We start from the raw sequence: 26,568 nt of genomic DNA, 5'->3' as shown, positions 1-26,568 counted from the left end.
AGCAAAACTTTGCAATTTGTTACCGCAGGGACGCAAAGTCGCTCTACAGCTTGATTTTCTGCTACAACCACAAGAGGTACAGCCCTTCTTGCAAGGATGGAAAACCCGCAGCACTGTGAAGGCCCGTGGGGGATAGTACCTCCTCGATGTGCTCCATGGTTTTAGCAAAAGGGCGTATATCCCCCACTTGGGGTTTGGTCTCGATCGTTACAAGGAGTTTGAACGCATGTTCACCCACGTCAAGTCCACAATTCGGCATATCGCGCCAGCGGCGTTAAATGGGCGATCGCTGTTGCGAGTGGTGTATGTGGTACTTGAAGCCCAATACCAGAGCGCGCTGTCGGCAGCGGTTCGCAGCATTAACGATACCCATCCACAGGTGGCCATTGAAATCAGTGGCTATCTCCTTGAGGAACTGCGCAATCCTGAAAACTATGCCGCCTTCTGTGAAGATGTGGCACGGGCGAATGTGTTTATTGCCTCCCTCATTTTTATTGAGGACTTGGCGGATAAGGTGGTCGAGGCCGTTCAGCCCTATCGCGATCGCCTCGATGTAGCGGTTGTCTTCCCCTCACTGCCGCAGGTGATGCGCCTCAACAAAATGGGCAGCTTTTCCTTAGCTCAGATTGGCCAATCTAAGAGCGTGATTGCCAATTTCATGAAAAAGCGCAAGGAGAAGTCAGGGGCCGGCTTCCAAGATGCCATGCTCAAACTCCTGCGAACCCTGCCCCAAGTCCTGAAGTACCTCCCCATTGACAAGGCACAGGATGCCCGCAACTTCATGCTCAGCTTCCAGTACTGGCTGGGGGGCTCGCCGGAGAACCTAGAAAACTTTCTCCTGATGCTGGCCGATCGCTATGTCTTCAAGGGGCAATACAGCAGCAATCTCAAGTACCAAGAACCCGTCACCTACCCCGACACGGGCATTTGGCATCCCCTAGCCCCTCAAATGTTTGAGGATCTCAAAGAGTACCTCAACTGGTTCAACAGTCGTCGCGATATTGGCGCCGATCTCAAAGATCCTCTGGTGCCGACCATTGGCCTGCTGTTGCAGCGCACCCACCTTGTCACAGGTGACGATGCCCACTATGTCGCCATTGTGCAAGAGTTTGAATCCCAAGGGGCGCGAGTAATTCCCGTCTTCTCCGGCGGTCTGGACTTCTCAACGCCCCTGGAAAAATTTTTCTACGATCCCCTGCACACCGATAAACCCCTTGTGGATGTGGTGGTTTCCCTAACAGGCTTTGCCCTTGTGGGCGGCCCCGCCAAGCAGGATCATCCCAAAGCCGTGGCGGCACTGAAAAAGCTCAACCGTCCCTACATGGTGGCACTGCCCTTGGTGTTTCAAACCACCGAAGAATGGGAGGAGAGTGATCTGGGGTTGCACCCGATTCAAGTGGCACTGCAAATTGCCCTACCGGAACTGGATGGCGCCATTGAGCCAATTATTCTTTCGGGTCGCGATGGCATGACTGGTAAGGCGATCGCCCTCCAAGATCGCGTCGAAATGATTGTGCAGCGAGCCTTGAAGTGGGCCAATCTGCGCCGCAAACCCAAGGTAGAAAAGAAAGTTGCCATCACCATCTTTAGCTTCCCACCCGACAAGGGCAACATTGGTACAGCTGCCTACTTGGATGTCTTTGGCTCCATCTACAAAGTCATGGAAGCCCTGAAAAACAATGGCTATGATGTGCAGGACATGCCGGAGAGTCCTGAAGCTCTGATGCAGGAAATTCTCCACGACGCCCGCGCCCAAGTGGGCAGTCCTGAACTCAACATTGCCTACCGCATGAGCGTGCCCGAATACGAGCGCCTCACCCCCTATGCCAAGCGCCTTGAAGAAAACTGGGGCAAACCCCCGGGACACCTCAACAGCGACGGCCAAAACCTGCTTATCTACGGCAAAATCTACGGCAACGTCTTTATCGGCGTGCAGCCCACCTTTGGCTACGAGGGGGATCCGATGCGGCTACTCTTTTCTCGCTCCGCCAGTCCCCACCATGGTTTTGCTGCCTACTACACCTTCCTCAACCATATTTGGCAGGCGGACGCGGTCCTTCACTTTGGCACCCATGGCTCCTTGGAGTTTATGCCCGGCAAACAGATGGGGATGTCCGGCGATTGTTACCCCGATAATCTCATTGGTTGTATTCCCAACCTTTACTACTACGCCGCCAACAACCCCTCCGAGGCCACTATTGCCAAGCGCCGCAGCTACGCCAACACAATTAGCTACCTCACACCGCCGGCGGAAAATGCCGGCCTTTACAAAGGGCTACGGGAACTCAGCGATCTCATTGGTTCCTACCAAAGCCTCAAAGATAGCGGTCGGGGTGTCCAGATTGTCAACACGATCATGGACAAGTGCCGTATGGTCAATCTCGATCAAGATGTCGCTCTCCCCGACAAGGACGCCGCGGATCTCAGTGCCGAGGAGCGCGATACCCTCGTGGGCAAGGTCTACATCAAGCTGATGGAGATTGAAAGCCGCCTCCTGCCCTGTGGTCTGCACGTGATTGGTAAACCACCAACAACGGAAGAAGCAGTGGCCACCTTGGTGAATATTGCCAGCTTGGATCGCGCTGAGGACGGTATTAAGAGTCTGCCGCGCCTGATTGCCGAAAGCTTAGGCCGGGACATTGACGACATTTATCAGCAGAGCGATCGCGGCGTACTGGCGGATGTCGAATTGCTACGCCAGATTAACGAAGCCACCCGCGCCGCCGTCAGTGCCCTCGTCCAAGCCCAAGCTGATGCCGACGGTCGTGTGTCGCGGGTCTCGAAGCTGAATTTCTTTAACATGGGGCGCAAAGAGCCGTGGATTGAATCTCTCCATGGTGCAGGCTATACCCAAGTGGATGCCGCTGCCCTCAAGCCCCTCATGGAATATCTCGAATTCTGTTTGCAGCAGATTGTCGCTGACAATGAACTGGGGGCACTGTTGCAAGCCCTTGAGGGCGAGTACATTCTCCCGGGTCCCGGTGGCGATCCAATTCGCAATCCTGAGGTCCTGCCGACCGGCAAAAATATCCACGCCCTAGATCCCCAAGCCATTCCTACAGCCGCTGCGGTGCAGTCTGCCAAAGTTGTGGTCGATCGCCTCCTCGCGCGGCAAAAAGCAGAAAATAACAACCAGTGGCCAGAAACCATTGCCATGGTGCTCTGGGGCACAGATAATATCAAAACCTATGGCGAGTCCCTGGCCCAAGTGCTGTGGCTAGTGGGGGCACGTCCTTTACCCGACTCCTTGGGGCGCGTCAACAAGGTGGAACTCATCCCCCTCGAGGAGCTGGGGCGGCCACGCATTGATGTGGTCGTCAACTGTTCGGGCGTCTTCCGCGATCTCTTTATTAACCAGATGGCGCTTATTGACCGTGCCATCAAAATGGCTGCCGAAGCCCATGAGCCCCTTGAGCTAAACTTTATCCGCAAGCACGCCTTGCAACAGGCCTCAGAACTAGGGATTGACCTGCGCCAAGCGGCCACACGAGTCTTTACCAATGCCTCTGGTTCCTACGCCGCCAATGTCAACCTAGCGGTGGAAAATAGCTCCTGGGAACAGGAGTCGGAACTTCAAGATATGTATCTCTCCCGTAAGTCCTTTGCCTTCTCGGCGGATTCTCCGGGGACGATGCAGCAGGCCCGGGAACTCTTTGAAACGGCGCTCAAAACCGTGGATGTGACATTCCAAAACCTCGACTCCTCAGAAATTAGCCTCACGGATGTCAGCCACTACTTTGACTCGGATCCGACCAAGCTGGTGGCAGCACTGCGGGGGGATGGCAAGCAACCCAAGGCCTATATTGCCGATACCACCACCGCCAATGCCCAAGTGCGAACCCTCTCGGAAACCGTTCGCCTCGACAGCCGTACCAAACTCCTGAATCCCAAGTGGTACGAAGGAATGCTCGCCCACGGCTACGAAGGGGTGCGCGAAATCTCGAAGCGGCTCGTGAACACGATGGGCTGGTCGGCCACCGCCGGGGCCGTGGATAACTGGGTCTATGAAGAAGCGAATGCCACGTTTATTCTCGATGAGCAGATGCGGCAGCGGCTTTTGAATACCAACCCTCACTCGTTCCGTAAGATGGTCAGCACCTTCCTAGAGCTCCACGGACGTGGCTACTGGGAGACCAGTGAGGCCAATCTGGAACTGCTACGGCAACTCTATCAAGAAGTGGAGGACAAGATTGAGGGAGTTGAGTAAACAACGTTAACAGAATCGGGGGAAACTCTCCCCCTTTTTATTTGGGCGCAGGTGTGGTGGAACCCTCCCTATAGATTGAGCATCAGACCCCGCAGGACGTTTTTTCTGTGGCGGAGTTGAGGATGTTGACAACACTCCAAGTAGTTGGCCTATCTTCCTTGACTGGTTTGACCATCCTTTCCTTTGCGGATACAACCACCCCTTAATTGCCCTTAATTGAATGTCAATGTGGAGCTCGGTGGTTGCCGTCAGCTGGTGTATGTGGTGCCCATTCCTCAGACGCAACCCGTGTATGGGCTACCGCTAAGAGGGGTCAGTGTTCCGCCAACCTCCTGGCGATCGCGCCATCACCGAAAACGCCCCATCGCAATCAACCGCAATGAGTGATTCCCACCCATCCTAGACAGGTGCTGATCACGTTTTAAGCATTTCAGCTAGAATCACCCCCCTTCTGCTAAGATGGATTTGCATATCGGTATTCCGATCGATTTATGGTAGATTAACGGTAGAATGGTGAGTTGGCGGCGTTTTAGGATTGGGTTAAGCTTATTCTTACTAGCGGTAGGCCTCAGTGGTCTCACCGCTGCCTGTCAATTTCAAGCCACCTTACCGGATGGTCGTCCTGCCCAGGTCAACTTGACCTTGGTGTCCTTTGCGTTGACTAGGAAAGCCCACGAGGCAATTATTCCCCTATTTGCCGCTCAGTGGAAACGGGAACATCAACAAGAAGTCCGCTTTCGCACCAGCTATGGTGCCTCTGGGAGTCAAGCCCGAGCAGTCATTGATGGCCTAGAGGCCGATATTGTGCATTTATCCCTTGGCTTAGATGTGGATCGCATTGCCCAGGCAGGTTTAATCCGCCCCGATTGGGCGCGTCAGGCCCCCCACAACAGTACTGTCACCACCTCTGTCTGTACCCTGATCACCCGTGAGGGTAACCCGAAAAACTTACAGACCTGGCAGGATTTAACCCGTGAGGGCGTGACCTTTGTGACGGCCAATCCCAAAATCTCTGGAGCCGCCCGCTGGAACTTCCTTGCCCTGTGGGGATCAGTAACGCAGACGGGGGGAACCCCTCAGGAAGCCAAAGCCTTTGTTACTGAGGTCTTTCGCCACGTAGCGGCTCTCCCCCGCGATGGCCGTGAGGCCACCGATGCCTTTTTGACGCAGGGACAGGGGGATGCTCTGATCAACTATGAAAGTGAAGTGATTTTGGCCCGCAAGCAGGGGAAGCGCCTCTCCTATCACATTCCTAAGGTAAATATCCTCATTGAAAACCCAGTTGCGATTGTGGACAAATACGCCGATCAGCACGGTACTCGTGAGGTTGCCCAAGCCTACCTTCAGTTTCTTTACACACCTCAGGCTCAAGAAGTTTTTGCTCAATATGGCTTTCGGCCAGTGGATGGGACAGTTCTGGCTGCCCATGCCCAAGAATTTCCACGGGTACCCACTCTGTTTACCGTTAGGGATCTCGGGGGATGGGAGAGGGTGCAGGCTCAATTTTTTGCCCAGGGTGCCCTGTTTGATCAAATTCAGCGGGAGAATCAAGCCTGATGAGTGCTACCCCCCCCATTTCTCAGAAACGGCGCTGGCGGTTCCCTTGGGTTTGGAAAATCACTGTCTTTTACTTGCTGGTGATGCTGGTTGTGCCCGTAGCTGCCCTCTTTAGTCGCGCCAGCAGTGCCGGGCCATTGCATTTTTGGCAGGTAGCGACGCGGCCGATCGCCCTATCGGCCTATGAGGTAACCTTTGTAACTGCCCTAGTGACAGCTCTGATCAATGGCCTCTTTGGGACCCTGATTGCTTGGGTGCTGGTGCGCTACTCCTTTCCGGGGAAGCGCTTTTTTGATGCCGTGGTGGATCTGCCCTTTGCTCTGCCAACGGCGGTGGCAGGTTTGACCTTGGCAACGGTCTACAGTGAAAACGGCTGGATTGGCAGTTTACTGGCCCCCTGGGGAGTGAAAATTGCCTTTACCCGCTGGGGAGTTGCGGTGGCCATGCTCTTTATTTCCCTGCCCTTTGTCATTCGCACGGTTCAGCCTGTCCTCACGGAAATGGAAAAGGATGTAGAGGAGGCTGCATGGTCCCTGGGTGCCACCCATGGGCAGACCTTTTGGCGAGTCATTTTGCCGCCTTTGATGCCCGCGATTCTCACAGGCGTTGCCCTGGGTTTCTCACGGGCCGTAGGAGAATTTGGCTCAATTGTTATTATTTCCTCCAACACCTCGTTCCGGGACTTGACTGCCTCGGTGCTCATCTTTCAGAGCTTAGAGCAGTACGACTATGAGGCGGCAACCATTATTGGTACGGTGATGCTCTTGGTCTCCTTAGGGATTTTATTTCTGATTAATCTGCTGCAGGCATGGGGGCGGCGCTATGCGGAGCCTTAAACCCTCTCCCACCCAAGAAAAGCCGTGGCTGCATCTCCTTTTAATTGTCATTGCCATCGGCTACTTAGCCCTTGTGCTGCTGATTCCAGCGGCCAATGTTCTTTTCCAAGCGTTTCACAGGGGAGTCATGCCCTTTCTGGAAAATTTGCTGGAGCCCGATTTTCTCCATGCCCTGTGGCTGACGTTTGCCCTTGCCTTGGTGGTGGTGCCCTTAAACACAGTCTTTGGCCTTTGTGCCGCTTGGGCGATCGCCCGCCATCGTTTTCCCGGCCGCACCCTCTTGCTCAGCATTATTGACTTACCTTTTTCCATCTCCCCCGTTGTTGCTGGACTGATGCTGGTACTGGTCTATGGCCGCAATGGCTGGTTCGGGAGCTGGCTGCAAGCGCTGGATATGCGCGTTATTTTCTCCTTTCCGGGGATGGTGCTGGCAACCGCCTTTGTTAGTTTGCCCTTTGTGGCGCGAGAAGTCATTCCTGTGCTGGAAGAAATCGGCACCGAGCAGGAGGAGGCCGCAAAAACCCTTGGAGCCAATGAGTGGCAAACTTTTTGGCGAGTTACTTTACCCAATATCCGCTGGGGGCTGCTCTACGGTGTCTTGTTAACCAATGCCCGCGCCATGGGGGAATTTGGTGCCGTGATGGTGGTCTCTGGCAATGTGGCTGGCCTCACCCAAACCCTGCCCCTCTTTGTGGAGGACGCCTATAAAAATTACAACACCGAGTCTGCTTACGCGGCAGCGGTCATCCTTGGCCTGCTGGCCTTAGTGACACTGGTGGTGAAGGAAATTTTAGAGCGCAAGACAGGCATCAAGCCCAATGCCTAGGACATGCCCAAGACCCGTAAAACAGAGGGCACTGCTTCAATGTCTGCCATTTGCGCAATCTCGGCCATCGCCTGGCGAAACTCGCCCTCGCGCACGTGGTGGGTGACAATCACAATTTCTGCTAGCTCGTTATGGCTGCCAATTTGAACTAAGGATTCCAGGCTGACATGATGCTGACCAAAGCAGGTGCCCAGTTTTCCCAGCACCCCCGGATGATCTTGGGCATGGACACGAGCATAGAAGCGACTATCCACCTCTGCCATCGGTAGCAGCGGCATAAACTGATTGTGCTGGCAGGTGAGCAAAGGATGGCTGGCACGTCCTTGGGGGAGAAGAGCAGCAATGTTAATTAAATCTGCCACGACGGCACTGGCGGTTGCCCCTGCACCGGCACCGGGACCATAGAACATCACCTGTCCTAAGGGCTCTGCCTCTAGGAGAATGGCATTATAGACGCCATTGACACCCGCAAGGGGATGATCGAGGGGCACGAGGGTGGGATGAACGCGCACTTCGAGGGGCTGACCGCTTAGTTGGCGGGCGATCGCCAGCAGTTTAATGCAAAACCCCAGTTTTTCAGCGTAGGCAATATCCACCGCTGTGATCCCACCAATGCCCTCGGCATACACTTCCTCGCGGCGAATTCGTCCTCCAAAGGCAAGGCTGGCCAGAATGGCAATTTTATCCGCTGCATCCCAACCTTCAATGTCGGCACTGGGATCAGCTTCAGCATAGCCTAGGCGCTGGGCATCGGCAAGGATGGGGGCAAGATCCCCCTGCTCCTGCTGCATGCGGGTCAAAATGTAGTTGGTGGTGCCATTGAGAATGCCGCTAACACTGTGGATACGATTGGCCCCTAGGCTCTGTCGCAGGGCTTGAATGACGGGAATGCCACCGGCTACGGCAGCTTCGAGCATCACATAGACCCCTTGGGCATTGGCAGCATCAAAAATTTCGGCACCATGACGGGCAATGACGGCCTTGTTGGCGGTAACAATGTGCTTGCCATGGGCAATGGCCTTGAGGATCAGCGATCGCGCCGGTTCAATACCGCCGAGGACTTCCACCACAATGTCAATGGCTGGGTTGGTGACAATGCTTTCCAAATCCGTTGTCAAAAGTTGCTGATCAAGGGCAACGGCACGGGGCTTATGGGGATCCCGTACCCCCACTTGGGCGATCGCCAGTTCCTTGAGCAGGGGATGGCGCCCCGCTGGATCTACCAAAATTTGCGCCACAGCGCCACCGACCGTGCCTAACCCTAGTAAACCAATGTGATACATCAGACCCGTCCTATTGCTCTGTTCCTATTATCAGTTGCCCTCGTCCTAGTCACACACATGGCGAACGTAGGGCTCCTCCTCAGGCAAAAAGGATTCAAAACTGGCCACTTGGGCAGCAATCAGATCAGGGGTGGCCTCGGCAATATCCCCTTGGCGATCGCTCAAGCGACGGCGCAGTTCCTCCGGGGGGGCACTACAGAAATGAATCTCTAGGGGGACACGCAGTTTCTTGGCTAAGGCAATCACCGGTTGGCGCAGCGCCACGCGATCGTACTTCGCATCCAAAATCACCGTTTGTCCCTGACGCAGCAACAATTCCGCATAGGCCAAGAGCTGATCATAGGTTTTTTGGGTCATGGCATCGGAATAGAGATCCACCTCAGGGAAATCCGTACTGCGGCGATCTAGGGGTAAGCCCGCCAAGTGTTTGCGCACCGCATCGGAGCGAATTTGTATTGCCTGCTCCCCTTGAGCAAGACCTCGTCCCCGCGTACTTTTGCCTGCTCCCGACAGACCAGACATGACATAGAGCTTGGCTTGGCGGGGTTGGGTGTAGCGATAGGCAGCCCCATAGTAGGCCGCAGCAGTGGCTTGCAGCTGTGCCTTTTCGGCCTCGCCAATGGCGGGATCATTGAGGGCTAAGGCATTGACATTGCCCCGAATATAGGCTCTCACACACAGGTACAGGGGCAAGAGCACCGCCCCCTCATAGTCACCACTCCATTCCAAGTAAGTGTTGAGGAAAAGATTGGCCAAGTCGCCGCGCCCGCGAAACTCCAAATCCATCAGCAAAAAGGCGGCGTCATAGATGCCGTCAATATTGCGAAATTCTTCGTTGAACTCAATACAGTCAAAAATTTGGACCCTGCCCCTGTATAGACAGATATTATTCAGGTGCAGATCGCCGTGGCACTCCCGAATTTTGCCCCCTGCCTGCCGCCGCACAAACCACTCTTGATGACGGCTCAAAAAGTCATCGGTAAAGGCATGAATTGCCGCGTACTGCTCTGGGGATTGACACCGACCGACAAACTGGGCAGCCAAGGCATGGCAGTTGTCAATCACTTGGGCGATCGCCCGCGGCGAACCAAATTTAGCAATGTGGGGACTCGTAGCAGCGCTGCGGTGGAAGCGGGCTAGTTCTTTGCCAAGGGATTCAATCAGGTGAGGGGTGACTTGGTTAGCCGCAAAGAGGTGAGAAAACAGTTGCGACTGATCAAATTGGCGCATTTGCACAGCATAGTCAATGACCTCAGCCCCCACGGGTAAGTCTTGGGGATCCGCCACACAATAGCGATCGCCCACCGCCACAATGGGCACCACCCCCAAGTAGAGATCGGGCGCCAAGCGGCGATTAAGCCGCAACTCCTCCTGACAGTAAAACAGCCGCTTTTCTAGAGTTGTAAAGTTCAAAAAACCAAAGTCCGCCGGCTTTTTCACCTTATAGGCATAGTCCCCCGTCAGAAACACATAGGAAATATGCGTTTGCAGCAATTGAATCGGACTGGTGACCGCATGAGGGTAAGCAGCAGGGGTTAATAGGGCTTCAACAAAGGCAGGCAAAGACATGTGTACTATGGGTGAACGACCCCCGACTCTCCTGTTCACTGAATAAACACACCTCAGATGGAGAGCGGACTTCACGTTTCATCGACATCTTTATACAGAGGCCTCAGCCTGCTGCCACTGCAGGACCCAGGGCGCAGACATACTGAGACCCATCAGGGAAACTCTCCAGAGATTCCACATCTGTTTCATCAATCATACCCTATACAGCTCTGACCTCGACACTGAATTTATGTTTGAGTGAACAGAATCCGCAATGGGGGGCTTCCTGCTGATAAAGCTCAATTGACGTTTTCTCTGTTCCTTTAGAGGATGGGGATACAACCCTCTTGAATATGGCCATGGTGCGTCGCCCTGTAACATTACCCCAACTCCAAGAAAAAAAAGCGCTGGGAGAACCCATTACCATGCTCACGGCTTGGGATTATCTGTGGGCCCGCCTGTTGGATGCGGCGGGGGTGGATGTGATCCTTGTGGGGGATTCCCTGGGGATGGTTGCCCTTGGATATCAAACCACGTTGCCTGTGACCCTTGACCAGATGATTCACCATGCCCAAGCAGTGCGCCGAGGCGTTACCCATAGTTTCCTGGTGTGTGATCTGCCCTTTTTGAGCTACCAAGAAAGCCCTGAACAGGCTCTGAGATCGGCGGGGCGCCTAATCAAAGAGGCAGAAGTGCAAGCTGTGAAAATGGAAGGTGCCTCCCCTGTGGTGCAGGCAGCAACGCGGTGCTTAGTGGAGGCTGGAATTCCAGTGCTGGGTCATGTGGGTCTATTGCCCCAACGGGTACATCAGTTGGGGGGATGGCGACAACAGGGGAATACTCCCCAAGGCGCAGAAGCGATTCTAGCGGGTGCCCTTGCCCTTGCTGAAGCCGGTGCCTTTGCGGTGATTTTGGAGCATATTCCTGCGGCTTTGGCGCAGCAGATTACCGCCCAGTTGAAGATTCCCACAATTGGAATTGGCGCCGGCCCCCACTGTGATGGTCAAGTACTGGTGACTGCAGATGTTTTGGGCTTGAGTTTCCAGGTGCCCCCCTTTGCTAAGGTGTATGCCGACTTGGGAACACAGGCGATCGCCGCCATTGAAAATTACTGCCAAGCCGTCAAATCGCGGCAATTTCCCTGACTTAGATCGACTCAGATCGGCCAATGGGCACGGGGATTAAAGGTACGGAGCGATCGCAATTTTTCGTAGAGTTCTTTTTCTTGGGCACTCAGGGATTTGGGGGGCACAATTTGCACCTTGGCCAGGAGATCGCCAGCAATGCCGCCACTACTGCGCCAGCCTTTGCCCCGTAACCGGAGCGATTGCCCCGATCGCGTTCCCGCAGGCACATTCAAAACCACATTCCCCGAGGGTGTTGGCACCGTCACTTGCGCACCCAAAGCAGCTTCATCGGGAGTGATAGGCAAATCAATCACCAGTTGATCATCCTCAAAGCGGAAGAGGGGATGGGGCGCCACCTGTACCGTGAGATATAAATCTCCCCGCTGTTGACTGTAGGGGTTATATTGACCTTTGCCCCGCAGCCGCAACTTCGTCCCCGGCTTAATGCCAGCGGGAATCGTCACGGTTACCTGTTCATTACCAATGGCGAATGATTTTTGGCAGCCCTGAAAGGCCTCTTGAAAGCTAATTTGGATCTCTGCTTCTGCATCGGCACTGCCAAATCCTGAGGTATCAAACCCAACCGTGCTCCAAGTGCGGGTACGCCCTGTGCCTGTGGCAAATCGCCCCAGCAATTCATTGATAAAGTCTTCAAAGTTGGCAAACTGACTAAAATCAGCGCCAAAATCGCCCACATTGACATTAAAGCCACCCGCCTCCGCTGCACTGGCCTGTTGCCAATACTGACCAAATTGATCGTATTTGCGTCGTTTTTGCGGATCTGAAAGAACTTCGTGGGCTTCGTTAATTTCCTTAAAACGAGCTTCTGCCTCTTTATCCCCCGGATTCAAGTCCGGGTGATATTTGCGAGCAAGGCGGCGAAAGGCCTGCCGAATTTCAGCCTCCGTGGCATTTTTGCTGACCCCGAGGATTTGGTAGTAATCTTTGAAGTCGGTACGCGCCATAGGAACATTCGCCTCTACGTAGTCAAAAGATGGAGATTGAGTGTCAGGGCTGACAGCAAATTAGGGCAAAAAGCTCAGTGCTATTATAGTTGAATCCCTTTATACTGTCTTGGCATGGCGACGTTTCTTCGTCCAGAACTGAGCAACTTTCGCGCCTACTCCACCCCCACGAGCGACTCCCTACCGCTAGAACTGGACTACCTCGATACCAATGAGTTTCCCTGGGATTTGCCCACTGCCCTTAAGGAGGCGTTAGCTCAGCAGTACGTCAGCACCCTAGGCAGTCATCGCTATCCCGATAGTCACCACTGGCCGCTGCGGCAGGCGATCGCCCGCTACGTCAGTGAACACAGCCCAACTGAAATTTCCCCACACCAAATTGCGGTTGGCAACGGCTCCGATGAGCTGATTCGCTCCATACTGCTGGCTACGGCGATTGGGGGCTACGGTTCTATCCTAGTGGCAGAACCAACATTTTCCATATACGGGATCCTCGCCCAAACCCTAGGGATTCCCGTCCATCGGGCAACCCGCGATCCTGACACGTTTGCAGTGCAAATTGCCGCCGCCAATACCCTCATTGCCCAAGCGGCGCCACCGGTGCGCGTTCTCTTTATGCTGCAACCCAACTCGCCGACGGGAAACCCCCTAACTGCAGCTGAGGTGGACTGGCTACGGCAGCTTCCTGAGGATATTTTAGTGGTGATTGATGAGGCCTATTTTGAATTTTCCGGCAAGACACTGGTGGGGGACTTGGCAGCCCATCCTAACTGGTTGATCCTGCGGACGTTTTCCAAGGCCTTTCGACTGGCGGCGCATCGGGTCGGCTATGCCATTGGCAATGCAGAGGTGATTGCGGTTTTAGAAAAGGTTCGTCTGCCCTATAACCTGCCTACATTTTCTCAAGTGGCGGCGCAAGTTGCCCTTGACCATCGTCAGGCGCTGCTAGCAGAAATTCCCACGGTGCTAGCGGAGCGAGATCAGCTCTATGCACGGCTTCAGTCATGCCCCCAACTGCAGGTGTGGCCAAGTGTGGCCAATTTCCTCTTTTTCCGCTTGCGCGAACCCCAACACACCCCGCCCCTGTGGGATGCCTTGAGGAGTCAGGGCACCCTTGTGCGGGCGATCGCCGGCGGCATCCGGGTAACCATTGGCACCCCTGCGGAAATGGAGCGCTTTTGGCAACGGCTGCAAGCCTATTTGAACCAACACGATCAATCCGACAACGAATCTGACAACTAATCCGACAACCGGCCATTGGGGAGGACTGTGCCCCGCAGGGTTGCCGTGGCCAAGGAAGTATGGGTGAGTTTAGCACCTCGCAGATTAGCTCGACTAAGATTCGCCTGGCGCAGTTGCACATCCGTGAGTTCAGCATTGATCAGCTGAACCTCAATCAGCTTGGCATCAGTCAAATCTACATTGATGAGTGTGGCATTGCTTAAATCCGAACCACTGAGATTTGCCCCTGCTAAATTCACGTCTTCTAGGGTGATGCCACGCAAATCAAGCCGCCGAAAGTCACGCCGCCCCTTGGCATAGTCCGCCAGCATTTGATCGGCTCTATTTTGATTAATAATGGCCGGGGCGTAGCGACTGAGAAAACCATGCTTATCAAAGGAGTCTGAAGATCGCCCCGAAGAAGCAGACATTACTAAAGAAAGTTAGGATCAAGATTCCAATGATTTTACTATAGCTTAAGCCCAGGGCAGCAAGCGTTTTTGAGACTTGTGGCCAAAGAATCTGAAGAAAGTGGCATACTGCTATAGATAAGGAACCAATAGGGAGATAACGCTGTGGGACTATTTGATCGCGTCAGCCGTGTGGTTCGCAGTTGGCTCAATGCGCTGGTGGGTGCTGCTGAAGATCCCGAAAAAATTCTCGAGCAGACCATGATCGAAATGCAGGACAATCTGGTAACACTGCGGCAAGCCGTTGCCCAAGCGATCGCCTCCCAAAAGCGGTTAGAGCAACAGTTCAACCAAAACCAACAGCAGGCGGCTGAGTGGGAACGCCGTGCCAAAATTGCCCTGCAACATGGGGATGAGCAACTGGCGCTGGAGGCCTTGAGTCGCAAAAAAACAGCACTCAATGCAGCCATGGCCCTCAAAGGGCAACTGGAGCAGTCTGTGACCCAAGTAGAAGCTCTCAAAAAACAAATGCAACAGCTTGAAAGCAAGATTGCTGAAGCGAGAACCCGCAAGGAAATGCTAGTGGCACGGGCACGGGCAGCCAAGGCCTCAGAGCAACTGCAACAAACCTTTAGCAGTATGAACATCAACGCCCCAATGGCCGCCTTTGAGCGCATGGAAGAGCGGGTTCAGGAACTGGAGGCTCGCTCCCAAGCGGTGGCTGAACTCAATAGCGATACCCTCGAAGCCAAGTTTGCTGCCCTAGAAGGGGGCAGTGTGGAGGAGGACTTAGCGCGGCTGAAGGCGGAGTTAGCCAATCCGCAACTGTCCCCCAGTAGCACCCCTGCCTACGATCCAGAATTGGAAGCCCTGCGGCGACAACTGGAGAAAAACTAGCGATTTTCCATGGATTTGCTGCGATCGCTCCCCCTAGGGCTATACCTTGAACAACCCATCACTTGGCTGCACCGCCTTGATCCACGGGTCAAGTTGGCATGGTTGATGACGTTTCTGTTGGCCCCTATTTTAGCGGATGTCTTTTGGCGGTTGGGGCTAGTGGTCAGCTTAATTCTCCTGACGCTCGTAGGGGGCATTCCGGCACGGGTATGGCGGCGGCAACTGCTGTGGCTTCTCCTGGTGGGTAGTTTAATTCTGGTGATCACAGCTTTGATGCCCGATGGGATGGCTGTAACCTATCAACCCCGCCGTCCCTTGGCAGCGACAGTTCCGGCCACGAGTTACCGCTATATCCTGTGGCAATTTCACGCCCAAGTGGGTCAGTTTCCCATTCAGCTGCAAGTCTCCCAGCGATCGCTGGATTTAGGCATCCGCCTGAGTACCCTCCTGTTTACACTCCTGTACAGTACGCATTTGTTTTTGCTCACCACTGCTCCTGAGGAAGTGACCGCTGGCTTAGAAAATCTCATGCAGCCCCTGAAACGCTTTAAGCTGCCGGTGGCCGAAATTGCCCTGACCTTGACGCTTTCACTGCGGTTTATTCCCTTGGTCTTGGAAGAAGTGCAAAACCTGAGCCGCTCGGTGCGGACTCGTGCCATCAATTGGCGACTTGTGGGCATTAAAGGCAGTATCAAGCTGTGGCTCACCTTAGCGGTACGGCTGTTGGAAAATTTACTCCTGCGGGCAGAACAGGTGGCCTGTGCGATGCAAGTGCGGGGCTTTCAAGAACCGGAAACCTACGATAACCCGTGGCACCATCTGCGATTGCAGCGGCGCGATTGGTTAGCCTTGGGGGGTCTGGGGCTATTTTGGTTAATTCGCTTGGGTTGGTTGGGGGTTGAGCACTCGTGATGCGCCCCTGTGAGCCGTGGCTTTGGCGTTGTTTGCCCCTGCGTGGGCGCACGGGTCGCGCTATTTTTCAGCAGTTGTTTTTGAGGGAGCCAATTGCTGTCCTACTGGAAAGTCCAGCCCAAGCCCCCACACCCCAAGCTCGCTATTCCATTTGTGCGGGGTCACCACGGCGCGATCGCCAGTGGGTTTTATCCCTCGGTGAGGTGCTGCCAACATTACAAACATTTCCCCAAGCAACCGCTGTGCCCGAAGAAGTCAGCCATCTGCCCTTTGCAGGAGGGTGGTTGGGATGGCTGGGGTACGAATTGGCATGGGAAATTGAAGCGCTACCCCCGCCCAAGCCCGATCCGCTCCCTTTTCCAGTGGCCTTTTGGTATGAGCCTCAAGCCTTTGCTGTCTTGGATCATCAGGCGGATCGCCTGTATCTGGCGGCTTCGAGTGCGAGTCAACTGGCGGCGCTGCAACAAACTCTTGAAGATCCCGCCCCTGAGCAGTTCCTCTTATTACCGGATCGCCCCGGCAACATTGAACTCGCGGCGGGCTGGCAGTCCGAGACCTACCAAGCAGCCGTTGAGCAAATTCTCCGCCATATCCGCGCTGGCGATATTTTTCAGGCCAATCTGTCGGCGCGCTTTTGCCATGATGGCCGCGTTGATCCGTGGCAACAATACCTGCGGCTACAGCAGATTAACCCCTCTCCCTTTGCCAGCTTTTGGCAAACCCCTTGGGGCTACATTGTCAGTTGCTCACCGGAACGCTTGGTGCAGGTTCAGGGAGATTGGGTGCAAACACGACCCATTGCCGGTACCCGTCCCCGCGGCCAAACCCCTGCGGCCGATCGCGCCCACGCCGAGGAACTCCGCAGCAATACCAAGGAACAGGCAGAACACATTATGCTTGTGGATTTAGAGCGCAACGACTTGGGGCGAATCTGCCAATGGGGCAGTGTGGTGGTGGATGAACTCCTCAGTTTGGAGTACTACAGCCATGTGATGCACCTCGTGAGCAATGTGCGCGGCAAGTTACAGCCGAGGAGATCCCCCGTGGATGTGATCCGTGCCCTCTTTCCCGGTGGCACCATTACCGGCTGTCCCAAGGTGCGCTGCATGGAGATTTTGGCAGCTCTTGAACCCTTTCCCCGCAATTTGTTCTACGGTTCCTGTGGCTACTGGGATCAGCGAGGGCATCTGGACTTGAATATCCTCATCCGTACCCTCTTGGTGGGGCGCGATCGCCAGAAAACCTGGGGACAAGTAGGTGCCGGTATTGTGGCCGACAGCGATCCAGAACGGGAATGGCAAGAATCCCTGAGCAAAGCCCAAGCCCTGCTCCTTGCCCTCGGAACACCAACGCCCATTGCCACCCGTTCCTAAACTTCCGCCATCAGGGCGTGCCACTCAATGACCACAGCGGCAGGAACAGCAATCTCAATCCCCTGCTCCTCTAGGGGTGGACGCAGAACCAAGGGCTCACTCCTCGGCAGTTGCGAGGCAAGGGGCAACAGATCAAACTGTCCTACATTGGCAACGGTGTCTGCCTTGGGAAAGTCATCCGCAGCTGTGAGGGTTTGACCGCTGGACGTGATCAACACCAAGGGATCGGGATGGCGAAAATGGTACTGCTCTGGAAACCCCACCAAGCGCAACTGCAACTGGTCGGGACGCGAAAAGAGAATCACCTGCCACGTAAAGCCATGATTATCGCGCAACGAATGCCGCGACTGCACCACCACTTGGTTGGGAGCCTCTTCAATGGTGCGAATCATGGCATCGCTACTGGGGGACACCGCCAGCCACAGGGGAATGACTAACAGAATCAAAAGTAAACAACGTTCCCAACGGGCCATGGGAGGACCTCCTTAGGGTGAGGTTTGGAGTGCCTGCTGAATTTGCGGAATCGTTACAGCGTAAATGCCCCGCAGATCGCCAACACGGAAGCCATAGGCGCGATCGCTGGGATATTTTTCCTGAATAAAGGCAGGACGGCGATTTTTAGCGCCATGGCAGGCAAGGCAACTGGCTTGGACATCAATGCGACGGAAGTAGTGCACCCCTTCGTTATCGGTTTGCCAAAAGGCTTGCAGTTGGCGGTTGTTATCAAACTGATTGAAGGCTTGCACTTCCAGGGCTGTGCGCGGGGCATGGTTGGGGTTGCGATACTTGAGGGCCACTTGACGCACTTGCCAGCCATTGGCAGCAGCAATTTCCTTGGCTTGCTTGCCCACGGGGGCACAGACGGCCTTAAAGGTGTCAAGGGTCGGTTCGCCAGTACCCCCTTCTAGGGTAGAGGCAAGGCCAATGCGCATTTGATCCAACTGTTCAATGGCTGTGACCACTTTCCCCAGCTCATCAGGATTCACACTGGCCAAGGTGGGCGGGGAAGCCTGGATCCATAGGGACGCCATCAACAGAGCCATGAGAAAGATGCGCACCATAGAAGTTACTCCTTTATTAAATTTTGTCAATGTTTGTCTGTCAAACTTTTATGATGGGTTGCTGCTCTGGAAACACCGTGGGTTGCAGGGGACGCACAAGGGAAAGGCCAAAGAATAGCCGCAGTCCCCACTGTTCAAACCAAGGGACACTCAGTCCCCACCACATTTTCAGCAGGAAGTAGCGTTCAAAGGCGGCCTTGACCCAACTGACCCACAATCCTTGAATGGCGTAGGCCAAGCGGCGGTTCCCCCCAGGGGGTTCCGGAATGACCGGAGCGGCAATATAGGCAATACCGGTATTGCCAAAGTCAGCAAAACATAGGGCATCCAGTGTCGGGACCACAGGGTCAGCCGCTAATTCCCCAAGGGCAACGGCAATGTTGTGGCTCGCAGCGATCGCCATCTCCTCCGTCATTTGACCGGTTTTGGGCACTCCCATAGGCACAGGGGTCACTTCTAAAGGTGGAAAGTGAACACTGATGCCCACCCCATAGATTTCAGGAAAGTTGGGATGCTGTAGGGTGGGCAGCAAGGGCAAAAACCCCTTCTCATTGCCAAGGCCAGAGGCGCGCACAAAGGCCACTCCGCGAAAAGGTGGCAAAATCATGCTGTAGCCAAAGGGGATCACCTGTCCATCCCGCAGCAGGATTCGATGCGGCTCGATAGCAGTTATCTCAGCGTTGGTAATTGTTTCAATGCCCCGTTTCTCTATCAGGTTGCGGGTGAGTTGATCGCCATTGGCCAACCCACCAATTCCCAAGTGGCCAACGTAGGGTTCAGGGGTAATGAAGGTGATCTTGACCTGATCGCGCAATCCATGACGCCGCAGGGCCTGCTCTGCCAAAAAGAGAAATTCATAGGCAGGCCCAAAGCAACTGGCGCCGGGAGCGGCACCCACAACTAAGTCCCCTGGCTCTTTGAGGAATTCTTGCCATGCTCTCTGGGCAGCTACTGCGTGGGCGGGAGTACACACGGAATGGCTGTAAATACCGAGCCCGGGAATCGTATCAAGTGCCAGTTCTGCCCCTGTGGCAATCACCAAATAGTCGTAGTCAAGGGTTTGTTCAGGCAAGTAAATTTTCTTTTCCTCAGGGGCAAGCCGCTGAACTTTCCCTTGCACCCATCTCAGCCGATGGCGCCGGCTGACCCTCTCTAGGGGCACTTGCAGGTGTTCGAGGGAATTGTATCCGAGGGCAACCGCCACTAATCCTGGGATAAACGTAAAGCGATCCACATCAGAGACCAAGATCACTTCATGGCGATCGCCGAAACGATGTTTCAATTCGTAGGCTGTGGGCAATCCACCAATGCCCGCCCCAAGGACAACCACCCGTGCCATGACTGTATCCTCTACAAATTTATTTAATTAACTATATGGTAGTATAAGAAGATACAATTGGCCACAGCCATCTGTGCTGAGAAAAACCCCAGAGTTGCACTGTTCATCTTGTGGCCTTGTTGCGGCAGCCATTGGGACTATACTGGAAAGAACATGAGCTGTTGGAAGCCCACAGATGAATAGTTGCGTCCTCTTTGCGGAAGTGATCCAAGCCCCAGAACTGCGCTACACCCAAGAAAATCAAATGGCAGTGGCGACGATGGTGGTGCAGTTTGCCAGCCTTCGCAGTGAAGAACCACCCATGAGTTTGCGAACAGTTGCTTGGGGGAATTTGGGACAAAAAATGCACGCAGAATGCAAGGTAGGCGATCGCCTGATTTTAGAAGGTCGGCTAAAAATGGACACCATTGACCGCCCCGAGGGCTTCAAAGAAAAACGCGCCGAGTTAGTGGTGAGCCGTTTCTACACAGTTGAGGGCAACATTGTGGACCACCCTGCACAGCCCGCCGCCACCGTACCCGTGACACCCAGGGTGGCCTCCCCACCCCCTGAACCTGAAGCCGGGGATATCAACTTGGACGAGGTGCCCTTCTAAGTTTCCAGCCGCAGGGTTACCACTTCCCATGGCTCCAGGGTCATTCGGTCTCCACGGTCTGTGGACCTCTCCAGGAGGGTTTGGCCGCCTTTGATCTGCCATGGGATGAGGGTTGAGTGCAGTTCCAAGGTGCCCCCTTCCCCAGTGACCTCTGCCACTCGCAATTGCCAGCCCTCTCCATCTTCAGCCTCCTTGAGAGCAAGGCATTGAATGCTAGCCTCCGACCAATGGAGCAGATGGGCGTGGGCGGGTAAGGTTCCTGGAGAGTGACCAAACAGCTTCGCTGCACCGTGGCCGATCGCGCTCCTGAGGGGATGATGAAACTGAGCCGCCCATTGGGAGACAGCCGCCGCCTGCCATGACCCCCTGTGGGGAAACACGCCATAGCTAAAGCGGTGCTGACCGCGATCGCTCGTCGGATCAGGCCATGTGGGGGATCGCAAGAGGGTCAAGCGCAGTTGATTGGCTTGGGCATCAAGCCCGTGCTTGCAGTTGCTGAAAAGACTCACCCCATACTCTGGCGTACTCAAATCCACCCAGGTGAGAAAGGGCACCTCCCATTTGGTTTGTTCATGGGGACTGAGGTGCGGATTCGGGAGTGTCGGGCGCACCGTAACGCCGCCGGGAGTTTCACAGGTGATCTGCTCAGCACTGATTGCCAAGGGAAAAGCTGCCTTGAGGAGAATATGTTCCTCCTGCCAGTCAATTACCGTATCAATGCGCAGCCAGGGGGTTTGATACTGCAACACATATTCCTGCTGAATCCCTGAGGACTGAAAGCGCCACCTTACCCGTAGGCGTTGCTCCAGTTGATGCCACGTCACCCATTCAATTGACTCTAAGATCGCGCCCGCCAGGCGGTGCTGCCCATAGTTGGGATCAATGTTCCAGGCATCCCAGTACTGCCCCTGATCACGGAAAAATTGCAGTTGATTGCCGCGCTCGCCCAAACAGGGACGATGATTCAACTTGTCGTAGAGGTTGGTGATTTCCCCCGTTGTCGGATCAATCTCAACGTGAAGATAGCTATTTTCCAAGACATAGCCCAAGGGCGGGGTGGGTAAGGGGTCAGGGCGCGATCGCGGGCAGAGCCACAGGAGTGTGTAGCCAATTCCCGGCACCTCAGGGGTACGAAAGGTCAGACACCCCTGGGGAGTATTCAACTGGGCTGGTAAATCGTAGTTACCCCGTGGACAATACACCCGCCAAGAGGGGATCTCCGGCGGTAGCTGCGCCAAATCAATGTGGACAACCCCGGCGCGATCGCCCACCCCACTATTGAAAATAACCACAGGAATTGCCCCTGCCACGGGGGGGGTGCCGTAGTCTATCGACGCACACAGAGCGGTTTGGGCCGCAGCCAGTAATGTTTCTGTGGTTTTCAGAAGCTGCTGCCATGTCGGATTGACCTCAGCATAGACCTCAGGAATTGAGGAGCCAGGCAGAATGTCGTGGAACTGGTTAAAGAGCAGTTGTTGCCAACAGGTTTTGAGTTCTTCCCTGGGGTAGGAAAAAGCAGTCGTAATTGCGGCGAGGGCACACCAGCGCTCTGCCTCTTGCAGTTGCCGTTGGGCGCGATCGTGGGCAGCCTTTTGATCACCATGACTGGTGTAGCAACCGCGATGGAATTCTAAATACAGTTCCCCCTGCCACTGAGTGGTCGGCGGTGTTTCTTGGCTCAACTGTTCCAAATACTGCCGCAGGGTTGTCCATTGCCACTGCGGCCCAAGGCCGTCAAGGCGTTGCCAGCGTCGCACCCGTTCCAACATTTCCGCCGTTGGTCCACCGCCATGATCCCCAACACCGGGGAGCCAGAGGCTGCGCCGCGATCCCGTTTGTTGCCACCACTGTTGGGCGTAGGTCGCCATTTTCACTGGATCAATCCCCTCGCCAATGGGCGCTGACATCAGGGCATTGATCTCAGCCCCCGCCACATCCCGCCAGACAAACCAACCGTGGGGAAAGCGGGTGGTGTCATTCCAGCGCAATTTTTGGGTGACAAAGTAGCGAATCCCCCCTTGGGCCAAGAAACTGGGCAAGCGTTCCGGAAAGCCAAAGGTATCGGGCAACCAAGCAATGGGGCTAATGTCACCAAAGACCTGCTGCACGTACTGCTGCCCATAGAGAATTTGACGGGCAATGGACTCGGCATTAATGAGATTGAGCTCCGGTTCCACCCAAAAACCCGCTGCCACATCCCACCAACCGGCGGCAACGGCTGCCTGAATTTGCCCAAAGAGTTCCGGGGCATGGGTTTGTAAATGGGCATACAAAGCTGGGGTGGAGTGGGTAAAGGTCAGCTCAGGGTAGCGTTTCTTGAGCCCCAAGACGGATTGAAAAGTGGACTGTGCCACTTGCCATGTTTCTGCGATTGGCCAGAGCCACGCCAAGTCTAAATGGGCATGGCCACACAGATGGATAGTGAACTCCCGTAAAGGGGTGGCGATCGCCAGCATTCTATCATGAATCTCCGCCAGCAACGGATCTAAAACGGGGCGCTGCCCTTGACTTTCTAGAATTTCCTTCAGCAGCAGTTCAAGGGGTTCTAGGTTGAGGGTGTCACCAAAAATCTCCAAAATGTTCAACTCAGCGGCAACAAAGTCGGGGTCAACTCCCGTGGGCGATTCAAACCGCAGGCAGGATCTCACCAAAGCACCGTCATCGTGGCTGGGACTGATGAGATGCAACACCACATCCCAGGTTTGGCCGGGGGTTACGGCTTCCCCTAGGCAAAGACTCACCGAATGATCGAATAAATCCCCCCGATGCATCGCCTGGCCATTGACATACACCGTGGCCTGATCTGCCCACCACGTGAGATCAAGGCGTAGAGTTAAGCCCGCCACGCTATAGCCTTGAACCATCGCCGGTACACTGATCCGCTGCCCCAACCACAGGGAGTGCCGACCCTTGGGCCACGCCAAATGACCTTTAACATTCACGGCATAGGGAGTCGTCCCTGCATCTTTGAGGGAGGGGGAGGTGAGGGGAAACCACTGGGAATGAATCTCGATGACTGCCAGTGAATGTAAATAGTTACGAGATTCTTTGATTAATTTTGTCAAGGCCATAAAAATTCGTTAATTTGCTGGCGATCGGCCTAGGCCAATTGCTATGCTGGAGGTGTGAGGAGCCGTCGTCATTCATTTAACCAAACTGTCAATAAAAAATTTTATTTAAGGGGAGTGACCTCATGGTAACCCGATTTGAGCCCGGGCGGGGCTTTTTGCTCTCCTCAGTCTGTGGGATACTGACCGCCCTCGCGATCGCCCCAGTGATGCTTGCCCAATCCCAACGACCCCCTGCCCCCGATCAACCTGTAGAAACTGTTGTGGCGGATCCCCTCCAGAGTTCCTTCCCGCTCCCTTGGAAATGGATTGAGGACGGCCACGCTGCCGCTGTAAAAGCCAAGAAACCCCTCCGCTTCACACAACAGACCCCCCAATATCTCTCTCCCGATGGCCGCTATGTAGCACAGGCCACCCTCTACTTTAGGGCTGATCCCGAGGCGCAACGGCAACAACTGGTGAGCGTTCTTGAAATTCGCGATCGCCAGAGCGGCAGCCAACAGCGGATTGAAAGTCTCAAGGAAATGCCGCCTGAATTTTTGGCAGAGGTGCCCCCAGGCCAAGGTCTGATTGCGGTGCTGGTTCCTGTCGGTTGGTCAGCAACGGGCAATCGTCTTTTGGTGCGACAGGTCGGTGGGCTTTTTGCCACGGATTTAATCAGCGACGGCGCATGGATTTGGCAGGCGGGGGTGGGTCATGTGGCCACAGTTTATCCTACCGCTGAGGAATACGACTTTGCCACCCTCCTCGGCTGGAGCACAACGGATCCGCAACGGGTGCTCTTTCAAACCCAAACAATGGGGAATCCCAAAGTTACGATTTGGGCAGTGGATACCCAAGGCAGCACCCAATTGGCCCAGGGCGATCGCCCCCGTGTCTATGGCACCACCCTACCCGCCACTGCTAATGCCCAGCGTCGGCCCTAGGTTTCCTTCCCTAGGGCAATTCAGGTATTGAGGGCAGTGGTATCCAAAATTCAAAGTGCCCCAGCGGGGAGCAGTTACCTCAATTGGCTCAGATAGCGATCGATGCAGCCAATCATCACCGCCGGGCACTCCAGCTGGGGCGTTAGTCCCACCTCTGGAATCACATCAAAGGCACGAATCGCCTCCCGGTTTAACTGTGCCAAGCGTTGACCTACCCTCAGAGGAGGGAGTTTTGCCTGCTCTCCCCAAACAATATAGGTCGGCACCGTCAAATGGGGCAAGAAGCGACTGAGATCGCAGCAGAGATCACCGCGCACAAAAGCCAGTGCCGCAAACTCTGCCCCCGGTGACTGTGCCACTTGGGTATAGGTGGCAACCATTTCGGGGCTGATGCGGCTAGGTCGGGCAAACTGCTGATGAGCCATAAAGGATTGCACACTCAGGGAATTGGCCACGCCAAGGCGATAAAAGACTATATCCACATAGGGTTGGCGTGCAATCTGGGCAAGGGGAGTTTGGCGGTAATCTTGGCCAAAATCACTCAAACCCGTTGGGCAGGTGAGAATGAGGCCACGGAAGCGTTGGGGATGGGCGATCGCCCCCTGGATGGCAAAGGCTGCCGTCAGTGAAGACGTGATCACCACCGCCGGTTCTGCCGTCAATTGGCCAAGGCACTCCAGCAAGTGATCCACATAGGCCGCCACCGTATAGGGTTGATCGCGATGCTCAGAGGCTCCCCAACCGGGCAAATCCAAAGCAAAAAGGGAATACTCGGCTGCAAAGGCTGGATAAACCGCCGACCACTCATAGCGGCTCGAGCCACCGCCAAAGCCATGCCAAAAAAATAGAGGCGGCCGGGCAGGGTTCGCCGGGCTGAAATCATTCGTCACGTAGGCCACCTCACCCATAGCCGTTGTGAGGGTGCGCGATCGCAAGCAGTCAAACATGGGGATTTCCTAAAGAGAAGAAACCTGCTATGATGATAAATCGCGCTGAATTAAACGGGTAGCAACGGGCTGCCCCGCCCCAATGGAGTGCCGCCGTGAGCAAGAGTACCGAAGGCGAAAAGCCCACTAGTGGCTTTAATCTAACCGAGTTTTTCCGCGAAACCAAGGAAGAACTCAGCAAAGTGGTGTGGCCCGATCGCCAGCGCCTGATTGGCGAATCTGCCGCAGTCATTCTCATTGTTTCCCTTTCCGCTGCTGTCATCTACCTAGTGGATGAACTCTTTCGTTGGCTGGCCACACTGATTTTTTAGACAGCCAAAGATTTCTACGAGTACGCGCCTATGGTGAGTGAATTTACTGATCATTCTGATCTAAGCGATCCTCTTGACGATACCGTTGAAGTGTCCGAAGAGGAGCAAGCTGGTAAGGTCAAACGATTTTGGTATGCCGTCCAAGTCGCCTCTGGCTGCGAAAAAAAAGTGAAAAGCACCATCGAGCAGCGGCTCCATACGCTGGATGTGGCCGATCGCATCTTTCGCATTGAAATTCCCCAAACCCCGGTCATCAAAATCAAAAAAGATGGCTCGCGGCAAACCATTGAGGAAAAAGTTTTTCCCGGCTATGTGCTTGTCCAAGTACGGGCCCAGCAATCTCCCGAAACCGGCGAATGGCAAATTGATGATGAAGCTTGGCAGGTGATTAAAAACACCCCCAATGTGATTAACTTTGTCGGTGCCGAGCAGCGCCGCAGTACAGGCCGGGGACGCGGTCACGTCAAGCCTATGCCCCTGAGTCCAGCCGAAGTGGAGCGCATCTTCCGCAAAGCCCAAGAACAAGAACCGGTTCACCGCATTGATCTCAACAGTGGTGATAAGATCAAAGTTCTCAATGGTCCCTTTAAGGACTTTGAGGGAGAGGTCATTGAAGTCAGTGCTGAGCGCAGCAAACTGAAAGCATTACTCTCGATTTTTGGCCGCGAAACACCGGTCGAACTCGAAGTCACTCAAGTGGAAAAAGTAGATTAGGACGCGAACTTACTATGGCGAAAAAGGTCGTCGCAGTTATTAAACTTGCCATTCAAGCAGGTAAAGCCAACCCTGCTCCCCCCATTGGCCCAGCCCTTGGTCAGCACGGTGTGAACATCATGATGTTCTGCAAAGAGTACAATGCTCGCACCGCCGATCAAGTGGGGATGGTGGTTCCCGTTGAAATTTCAGTCTATGAAGATCGCAGTTTCACCTTTGTTCTCAAAACCCCACCCGCTTCCGTACTGATTCAAAAAGCCGCTGGCATTGAAAAGGGCTCCGGCGAACCCAACAAGAAAAAAGTGGGCAGCATCACCCGTGCCCAACTGCGGGAAATTGCTGAGAAGAAAATGCCAGATCTCAATGCCAACGATATTGAAGCGGCCATGCGGATTATCGAAGGCACGGCCCGCAATATGGGCGTGACCATTACCGACTAAAGCTT

General features: G+C 54.7%; 23 protein-coding genes. 14 read left to right on the top strand and 9 right to left on the bottom strand.

Annotation, left to right across the window (positions count from 1 at the left end; all coding sequences use genetic code 11):
- The first annotated feature begins 226 nt into the window (after positions 1–226).
- From IGQ16_RS01715 to cysW, 4 genes are all read left to right on the top strand, one after another.
- A complete protein-coding gene (locus IGQ16_RS01715; RefSeq protein WP_024123944.1) occupies positions 227–4,207 on the top strand; it encodes a magnesium chelatase subunit H in 3,981 nt (1,326 codons plus the stop codon).
- A gap of 510 nt (positions 4,208–4,717) precedes the next feature.
- On the top strand, positions 4,718–5,764 hold the full coding sequence (locus tag IGQ16_RS01710) for a sulfate ABC transporter substrate-binding protein (protein WP_297060005.1): 1,047 nt from the start codon (positions 4,718–4,720) through the stop codon (positions 5,762–5,764).
- Positions 5,764–6,600: a sulfate ABC transporter permease subunit CysT gene (gene cysT, locus IGQ16_RS01705; protein WP_024123942.1), complete on the top strand. Its 837-nt coding sequence runs from the start codon at positions 5,764–5,766 to the stop codon at positions 6,598–6,600. Before IGQ16_RS01710 ends, cysT begins: the two co-directional genes overlap by 1 nt.
- Complete coding sequence (gene cysW, locus IGQ16_RS01700) at positions 6,587–7,426, top strand: sulfate ABC transporter permease subunit CysW (RefSeq protein WP_297060003.1); 840 nt, start codon at positions 6,587–6,589, stop codon at positions 7,424–7,426. The genes cysT and cysW overlap by 14 nt, the downstream gene beginning before the upstream one ends.
- Here the strand turns inward: cysW and IGQ16_RS01695 are convergent.
- Together IGQ16_RS01695 and IGQ16_RS01690 are read right to left on the bottom strand one after the other, a co-directional pair.
- Positions 7,423–8,712: a homoserine dehydrogenase gene (locus IGQ16_RS01695; RefSeq protein ID WP_162147195.1), complete on the bottom strand. Its 1,290-nt coding sequence runs from the start codon at positions 8,710–8,712 to the stop codon at positions 7,423–7,425. The two genes, cysW and IGQ16_RS01695, sit on opposite strands and share 4 nt — an antisense overlap.
- A 42-nt stretch (positions 8,713–8,754) precedes the next feature.
- A complete protein-coding gene (locus tag IGQ16_RS01690) occupies positions 8,755–10,278 on the bottom strand; it encodes a bifunctional aminoglycoside phosphotransferase/ATP-binding protein (RefSeq protein ID WP_024123939.1) in 1,524 nt (507 codons plus the stop codon).
- Positions 10,279–10,616: 338 nt separating this feature from the next.
- Here IGQ16_RS01690 and panB point away from each other — a divergent pair, with 338 nt between their 5' ends.
- Entirely contained in the window at positions 10,617–11,402 is a 786-nt protein-coding gene (gene panB / locus IGQ16_RS01685) for a 3-methyl-2-oxobutanoate hydroxymethyltransferase (protein ID WP_297039495.1), read from the top strand.
- A gap of 11 nt (positions 11,403–11,413) precedes the next feature.
- Here the strand turns inward: panB and IGQ16_RS01680 are convergent, their stop codons facing one another.
- Positions 11,414–12,349 carry a DnaJ C-terminal domain-containing protein gene (locus IGQ16_RS01680; RefSeq protein ID WP_024123937.1) on the bottom strand — a complete coding sequence of 312 codons (936 nt, stop codon included), beginning with the start codon at positions 12,347–12,349 and terminating at the stop codon, positions 11,414–11,416.
- Positions 12,350–12,463: 114 nt separating this feature from the next.
- On the opposite strand from IGQ16_RS01680, the gene IGQ16_RS01675 reads away from it, so the two are divergent.
- A complete protein-coding gene (locus tag IGQ16_RS01675) occupies positions 12,464–13,591 on the top strand; it encodes a histidinol-phosphate transaminase (RefSeq protein WP_024123936.1) in 1,128 nt (375 codons plus the stop codon).
- Here IGQ16_RS01675 and IGQ16_RS01670 read toward each other — a convergent pair.
- Positions 13,588–14,001, bottom strand: coding sequence for a pentapeptide repeat-containing protein (locus IGQ16_RS01670; protein WP_071823286.1), 414 nt, complete (start codon positions 13,999–14,001; stop codon positions 13,588–13,590). The two genes, IGQ16_RS01675 and IGQ16_RS01670, sit on opposite strands and share 4 nt — an antisense overlap.
- A gap of 144 nt (positions 14,002–14,145) precedes the next feature.
- Here IGQ16_RS01670 and IGQ16_RS01665 point away from each other — a divergent pair, with 144 nt between their 5' ends.
- The 3 genes from IGQ16_RS01665 to IGQ16_RS01655 are packed head-to-tail and all read left to right on the top strand — an operon-like array spanning position 14,146 to position 17,162.
- The gene (locus IGQ16_RS01665) at positions 14,146–14,877 is read left to right on the top strand and encodes a PspA/IM30 family protein (RefSeq protein WP_024123934.1); all 732 of its coding nucleotides are present in this window, start codon (positions 14,146–14,148) and stop codon (positions 14,875–14,877) included.
- Between the two features lie 9 nt (positions 14,878–14,886).
- Positions 14,887–15,789, top strand: a complete 903-nt coding sequence (locus tag IGQ16_RS01660) for an energy-coupling factor transporter transmembrane protein EcfT (RefSeq protein WP_024123933.1) — start codon at positions 14,887–14,889, stop codon at positions 15,787–15,789.
- A complete protein-coding gene (locus IGQ16_RS01655) occupies positions 15,789–17,162 on the top strand; it encodes an anthranilate synthase component I (RefSeq protein ID WP_297060001.1) in 1,374 nt (457 codons plus the stop codon). The genes IGQ16_RS01660 and IGQ16_RS01655 overlap by 1 nt, the downstream gene beginning before the upstream one ends.
- Here the strand turns inward: IGQ16_RS01655 and IGQ16_RS01650 are convergent.
- The 3 genes from IGQ16_RS01650 to IGQ16_RS01640 are packed head-to-tail and all read right to left on the bottom strand — an operon-like array spanning position 17,159 to position 19,562.
- Positions 17,159–17,635, bottom strand: a complete 477-nt coding sequence (locus tag IGQ16_RS01650; protein ID WP_024123931.1) for a DUF3122 domain-containing protein — start codon at positions 17,633–17,635, stop codon at positions 17,159–17,161. The genes IGQ16_RS01655 and IGQ16_RS01650 overlap by 4 nt on opposite strands.
- Before the next feature lie 12 nt (positions 17,636–17,647).
- Positions 17,648–18,223: a DUF3365 domain-containing protein gene (locus IGQ16_RS01645; RefSeq protein WP_024123930.1), complete on the bottom strand. Its 576-nt coding sequence runs from the start codon at positions 18,221–18,223 to the stop codon at positions 17,648–17,650.
- A gap of 40 nt (positions 18,224–18,263) precedes the next feature.
- On the bottom strand, positions 18,264–19,562 hold the full coding sequence (locus tag IGQ16_RS01640) for an FAD-dependent oxidoreductase (RefSeq protein WP_024123929.1): 1,299 nt from the start codon (positions 19,560–19,562) through the stop codon (positions 18,264–18,266).
- Positions 19,563–19,737: 175 nt separating this feature from the next.
- On the opposite strand from IGQ16_RS01640, the gene IGQ16_RS01635 reads away from it, so the two are divergent.
- Entirely contained in the window at positions 19,738–20,157 is a 420-nt protein-coding gene (locus tag IGQ16_RS01635) for a single-stranded DNA-binding protein (RefSeq protein ID WP_024123928.1), read from the top strand.
- On the opposite strand, the gene IGQ16_RS01630 is transcribed toward IGQ16_RS01635, so the two are convergent.
- The gene (locus tag IGQ16_RS01630; RefSeq protein WP_297059999.1) at positions 20,154–23,228 is read right to left on the bottom strand and encodes a glycoside hydrolase family 38 C-terminal domain-containing protein; all 3,075 of its coding nucleotides are present in this window, start codon (positions 23,226–23,228) and stop codon (positions 20,154–20,156) included. The two genes, IGQ16_RS01635 and IGQ16_RS01630, sit on opposite strands and share 4 nt — an antisense overlap.
- Positions 23,229–23,350: 122 nt before the next feature.
- Between IGQ16_RS01630 and IGQ16_RS01625 the strand changes: the two genes are divergently transcribed.
- Positions 23,351–24,151 (top strand): hypothetical protein, encoded by an 801-nt coding sequence (locus IGQ16_RS01625; RefSeq protein WP_297059997.1) that lies wholly within the window; start codon positions 23,351–23,353, stop codon positions 24,149–24,151.
- Between the two features lie 74 nt (positions 24,152–24,225).
- Here IGQ16_RS01625 and IGQ16_RS01620 read toward each other — a convergent pair whose 3' ends face one another.
- On the bottom strand, positions 24,226–25,098 hold the full coding sequence (locus tag IGQ16_RS01620) for an alpha/beta hydrolase (protein ID WP_024123925.1): 873 nt from the start codon (positions 25,096–25,098) through the stop codon (positions 24,226–24,228).
- A 95-nt stretch (positions 25,099–25,193) separates the two neighbouring features.
- Between IGQ16_RS01620 and secE the strand changes: the two genes are divergently transcribed.
- The 3 genes from secE to rplK are packed head-to-tail and all read left to right on the top strand — an operon-like array spanning position 25,194 to position 26,563.
- A complete protein-coding gene (gene secE / locus IGQ16_RS01615; protein ID WP_024123924.1) occupies positions 25,194–25,409 on the top strand; it encodes a preprotein translocase subunit SecE in 216 nt (71 codons plus the stop codon).
- A 30-nt stretch (positions 25,410–25,439) separates the two neighbouring features.
- Positions 25,440–26,123, top strand: coding sequence for a transcription termination/antitermination protein NusG (gene nusG, locus IGQ16_RS01610; RefSeq protein WP_297059996.1), 684 nt, complete (start codon positions 25,440–25,442; stop codon positions 26,121–26,123).
- Between the two features lie 14 nt (positions 26,124–26,137).
- Positions 26,138–26,563, top strand: coding sequence for a 50S ribosomal protein L11 (gene rplK, locus IGQ16_RS01605; RefSeq protein ID WP_011056150.1), 426 nt, complete (start codon positions 26,138–26,140; stop codon positions 26,561–26,563).
- Positions 26,564–26,568: the final 5 nt, after the last annotated feature.

The organism is Thermosynechococcus sp. M3746_W2019_013 (assembly GCF_015296045.1).
Taxonomy (GTDB): Bacteria; Cyanobacteriota; Cyanobacteriia; order Thermosynechococcales; family Thermosynechococcaceae; genus Thermosynechococcus.
The sequence above is the reverse complement of the archived record's forward strand: the minus strand, read 5'-3'. Positions and strand labels throughout refer to the sequence as shown.

Bases quoted from the DNA above. Each gene is read 5' to 3' on its own strand.
- IGQ16_RS01715 (WP_024123944.1), top strand. From the start codon at position 227: ATGTTCACCCACGTCAAGTCCACAATTCGGCATATCGCGCCAGCGGCG.
- IGQ16_RS01710 (WP_297060005.1), top strand. From the start codon at position 4,718: ATGGTGAGTTGGCGGCGTTTTAGGATTGGGTTAAGCTTATTCTTACTA.
- cysT (WP_024123942.1), top strand. From the start codon at position 5,764: ATGAGTGCTACCCCCCCCATTTCTCAGAAACGGCGCTGGCGGTTCCCT.
- cysW (WP_297060003.1), top strand. From the start codon at position 6,587: ATGCGGAGCCTTAAACCCTCTCCCACCCAAGAAAAGCCGTGGCTGCAT.
- IGQ16_RS01690 (WP_024123939.1), bottom strand. From the start codon at position 10,278: ATGTCTTTGCCTGCCTTTGTTGAAGCCCTATTAACCCCTGCTGCTTAC.
- panB (WP_297039495.1), top strand. From the start codon at position 10,617: ATGGTGCGTCGCCCTGTAACATTACCCCAACTCCAAGAAAAAAAAGCG.
- IGQ16_RS01680 (WP_024123937.1), bottom strand. From the start codon at position 12,349: ATGGCGCGTACCGACTTCAAAGATTACTACCAAATCCTCGGGGTCAGC.
- IGQ16_RS01675 (WP_024123936.1), top strand. From the start codon at position 12,464: ATGGCGACGTTTCTTCGTCCAGAACTGAGCAACTTTCGCGCCTACTCC.
- IGQ16_RS01670 (WP_071823286.1), bottom strand. From the start codon at position 14,001: ATGTCTGCTTCTTCGGGGCGATCTTCAGACTCCTTTGATAAGCATGGT.
- IGQ16_RS01660 (WP_024123933.1), top strand. From the start codon at position 14,887: ATGGATTTGCTGCGATCGCTCCCCCTAGGGCTATACCTTGAACAACCC.
- IGQ16_RS01655 (WP_297060001.1), top strand. From the start codon at position 15,789: ATGCGCCCCTGTGAGCCGTGGCTTTGGCGTTGTTTGCCCCTGCGTGGG.
- IGQ16_RS01650 (WP_024123931.1), bottom strand. From the start codon at position 17,635: ATGGCCCGTTGGGAACGTTGTTTACTTTTGATTCTGTTAGTCATTCCC.
- IGQ16_RS01645 (WP_024123930.1), bottom strand. From the start codon at position 18,223: ATGGTGCGCATCTTTCTCATGGCTCTGTTGATGGCGTCCCTATGGATC.
- IGQ16_RS01640 (WP_024123929.1), bottom strand. From the start codon at position 19,562: ATGGCACGGGTGGTTGTCCTTGGGGCGGGCATTGGTGGATTGCCCACA.
- IGQ16_RS01635 (WP_024123928.1), top strand. From the start codon at position 19,738: ATGAATAGTTGCGTCCTCTTTGCGGAAGTGATCCAAGCCCCAGAACTG.
- IGQ16_RS01630 (WP_297059999.1), bottom strand. From the start codon at position 23,228: ATGGCCTTGACAAAATTAATCAAAGAATCTCGTAACTATTTACATTCA.
- IGQ16_RS01625 (WP_297059997.1), top strand. From the start codon at position 23,351: ATGGTAACCCGATTTGAGCCCGGGCGGGGCTTTTTGCTCTCCTCAGTC.
- IGQ16_RS01620 (WP_024123925.1), bottom strand. From the start codon at position 25,098: ATGTTTGACTGCTTGCGATCGCGCACCCTCACAACGGCTATGGGTGAG.
- nusG (WP_297059996.1), top strand. From the start codon at position 25,440: ATGGTGAGTGAATTTACTGATCATTCTGATCTAAGCGATCCTCTTGAC.
- rplK (WP_011056150.1), top strand. From the start codon at position 26,138: ATGGCGAAAAAGGTCGTCGCAGTTATTAAACTTGCCATTCAAGCAGGT.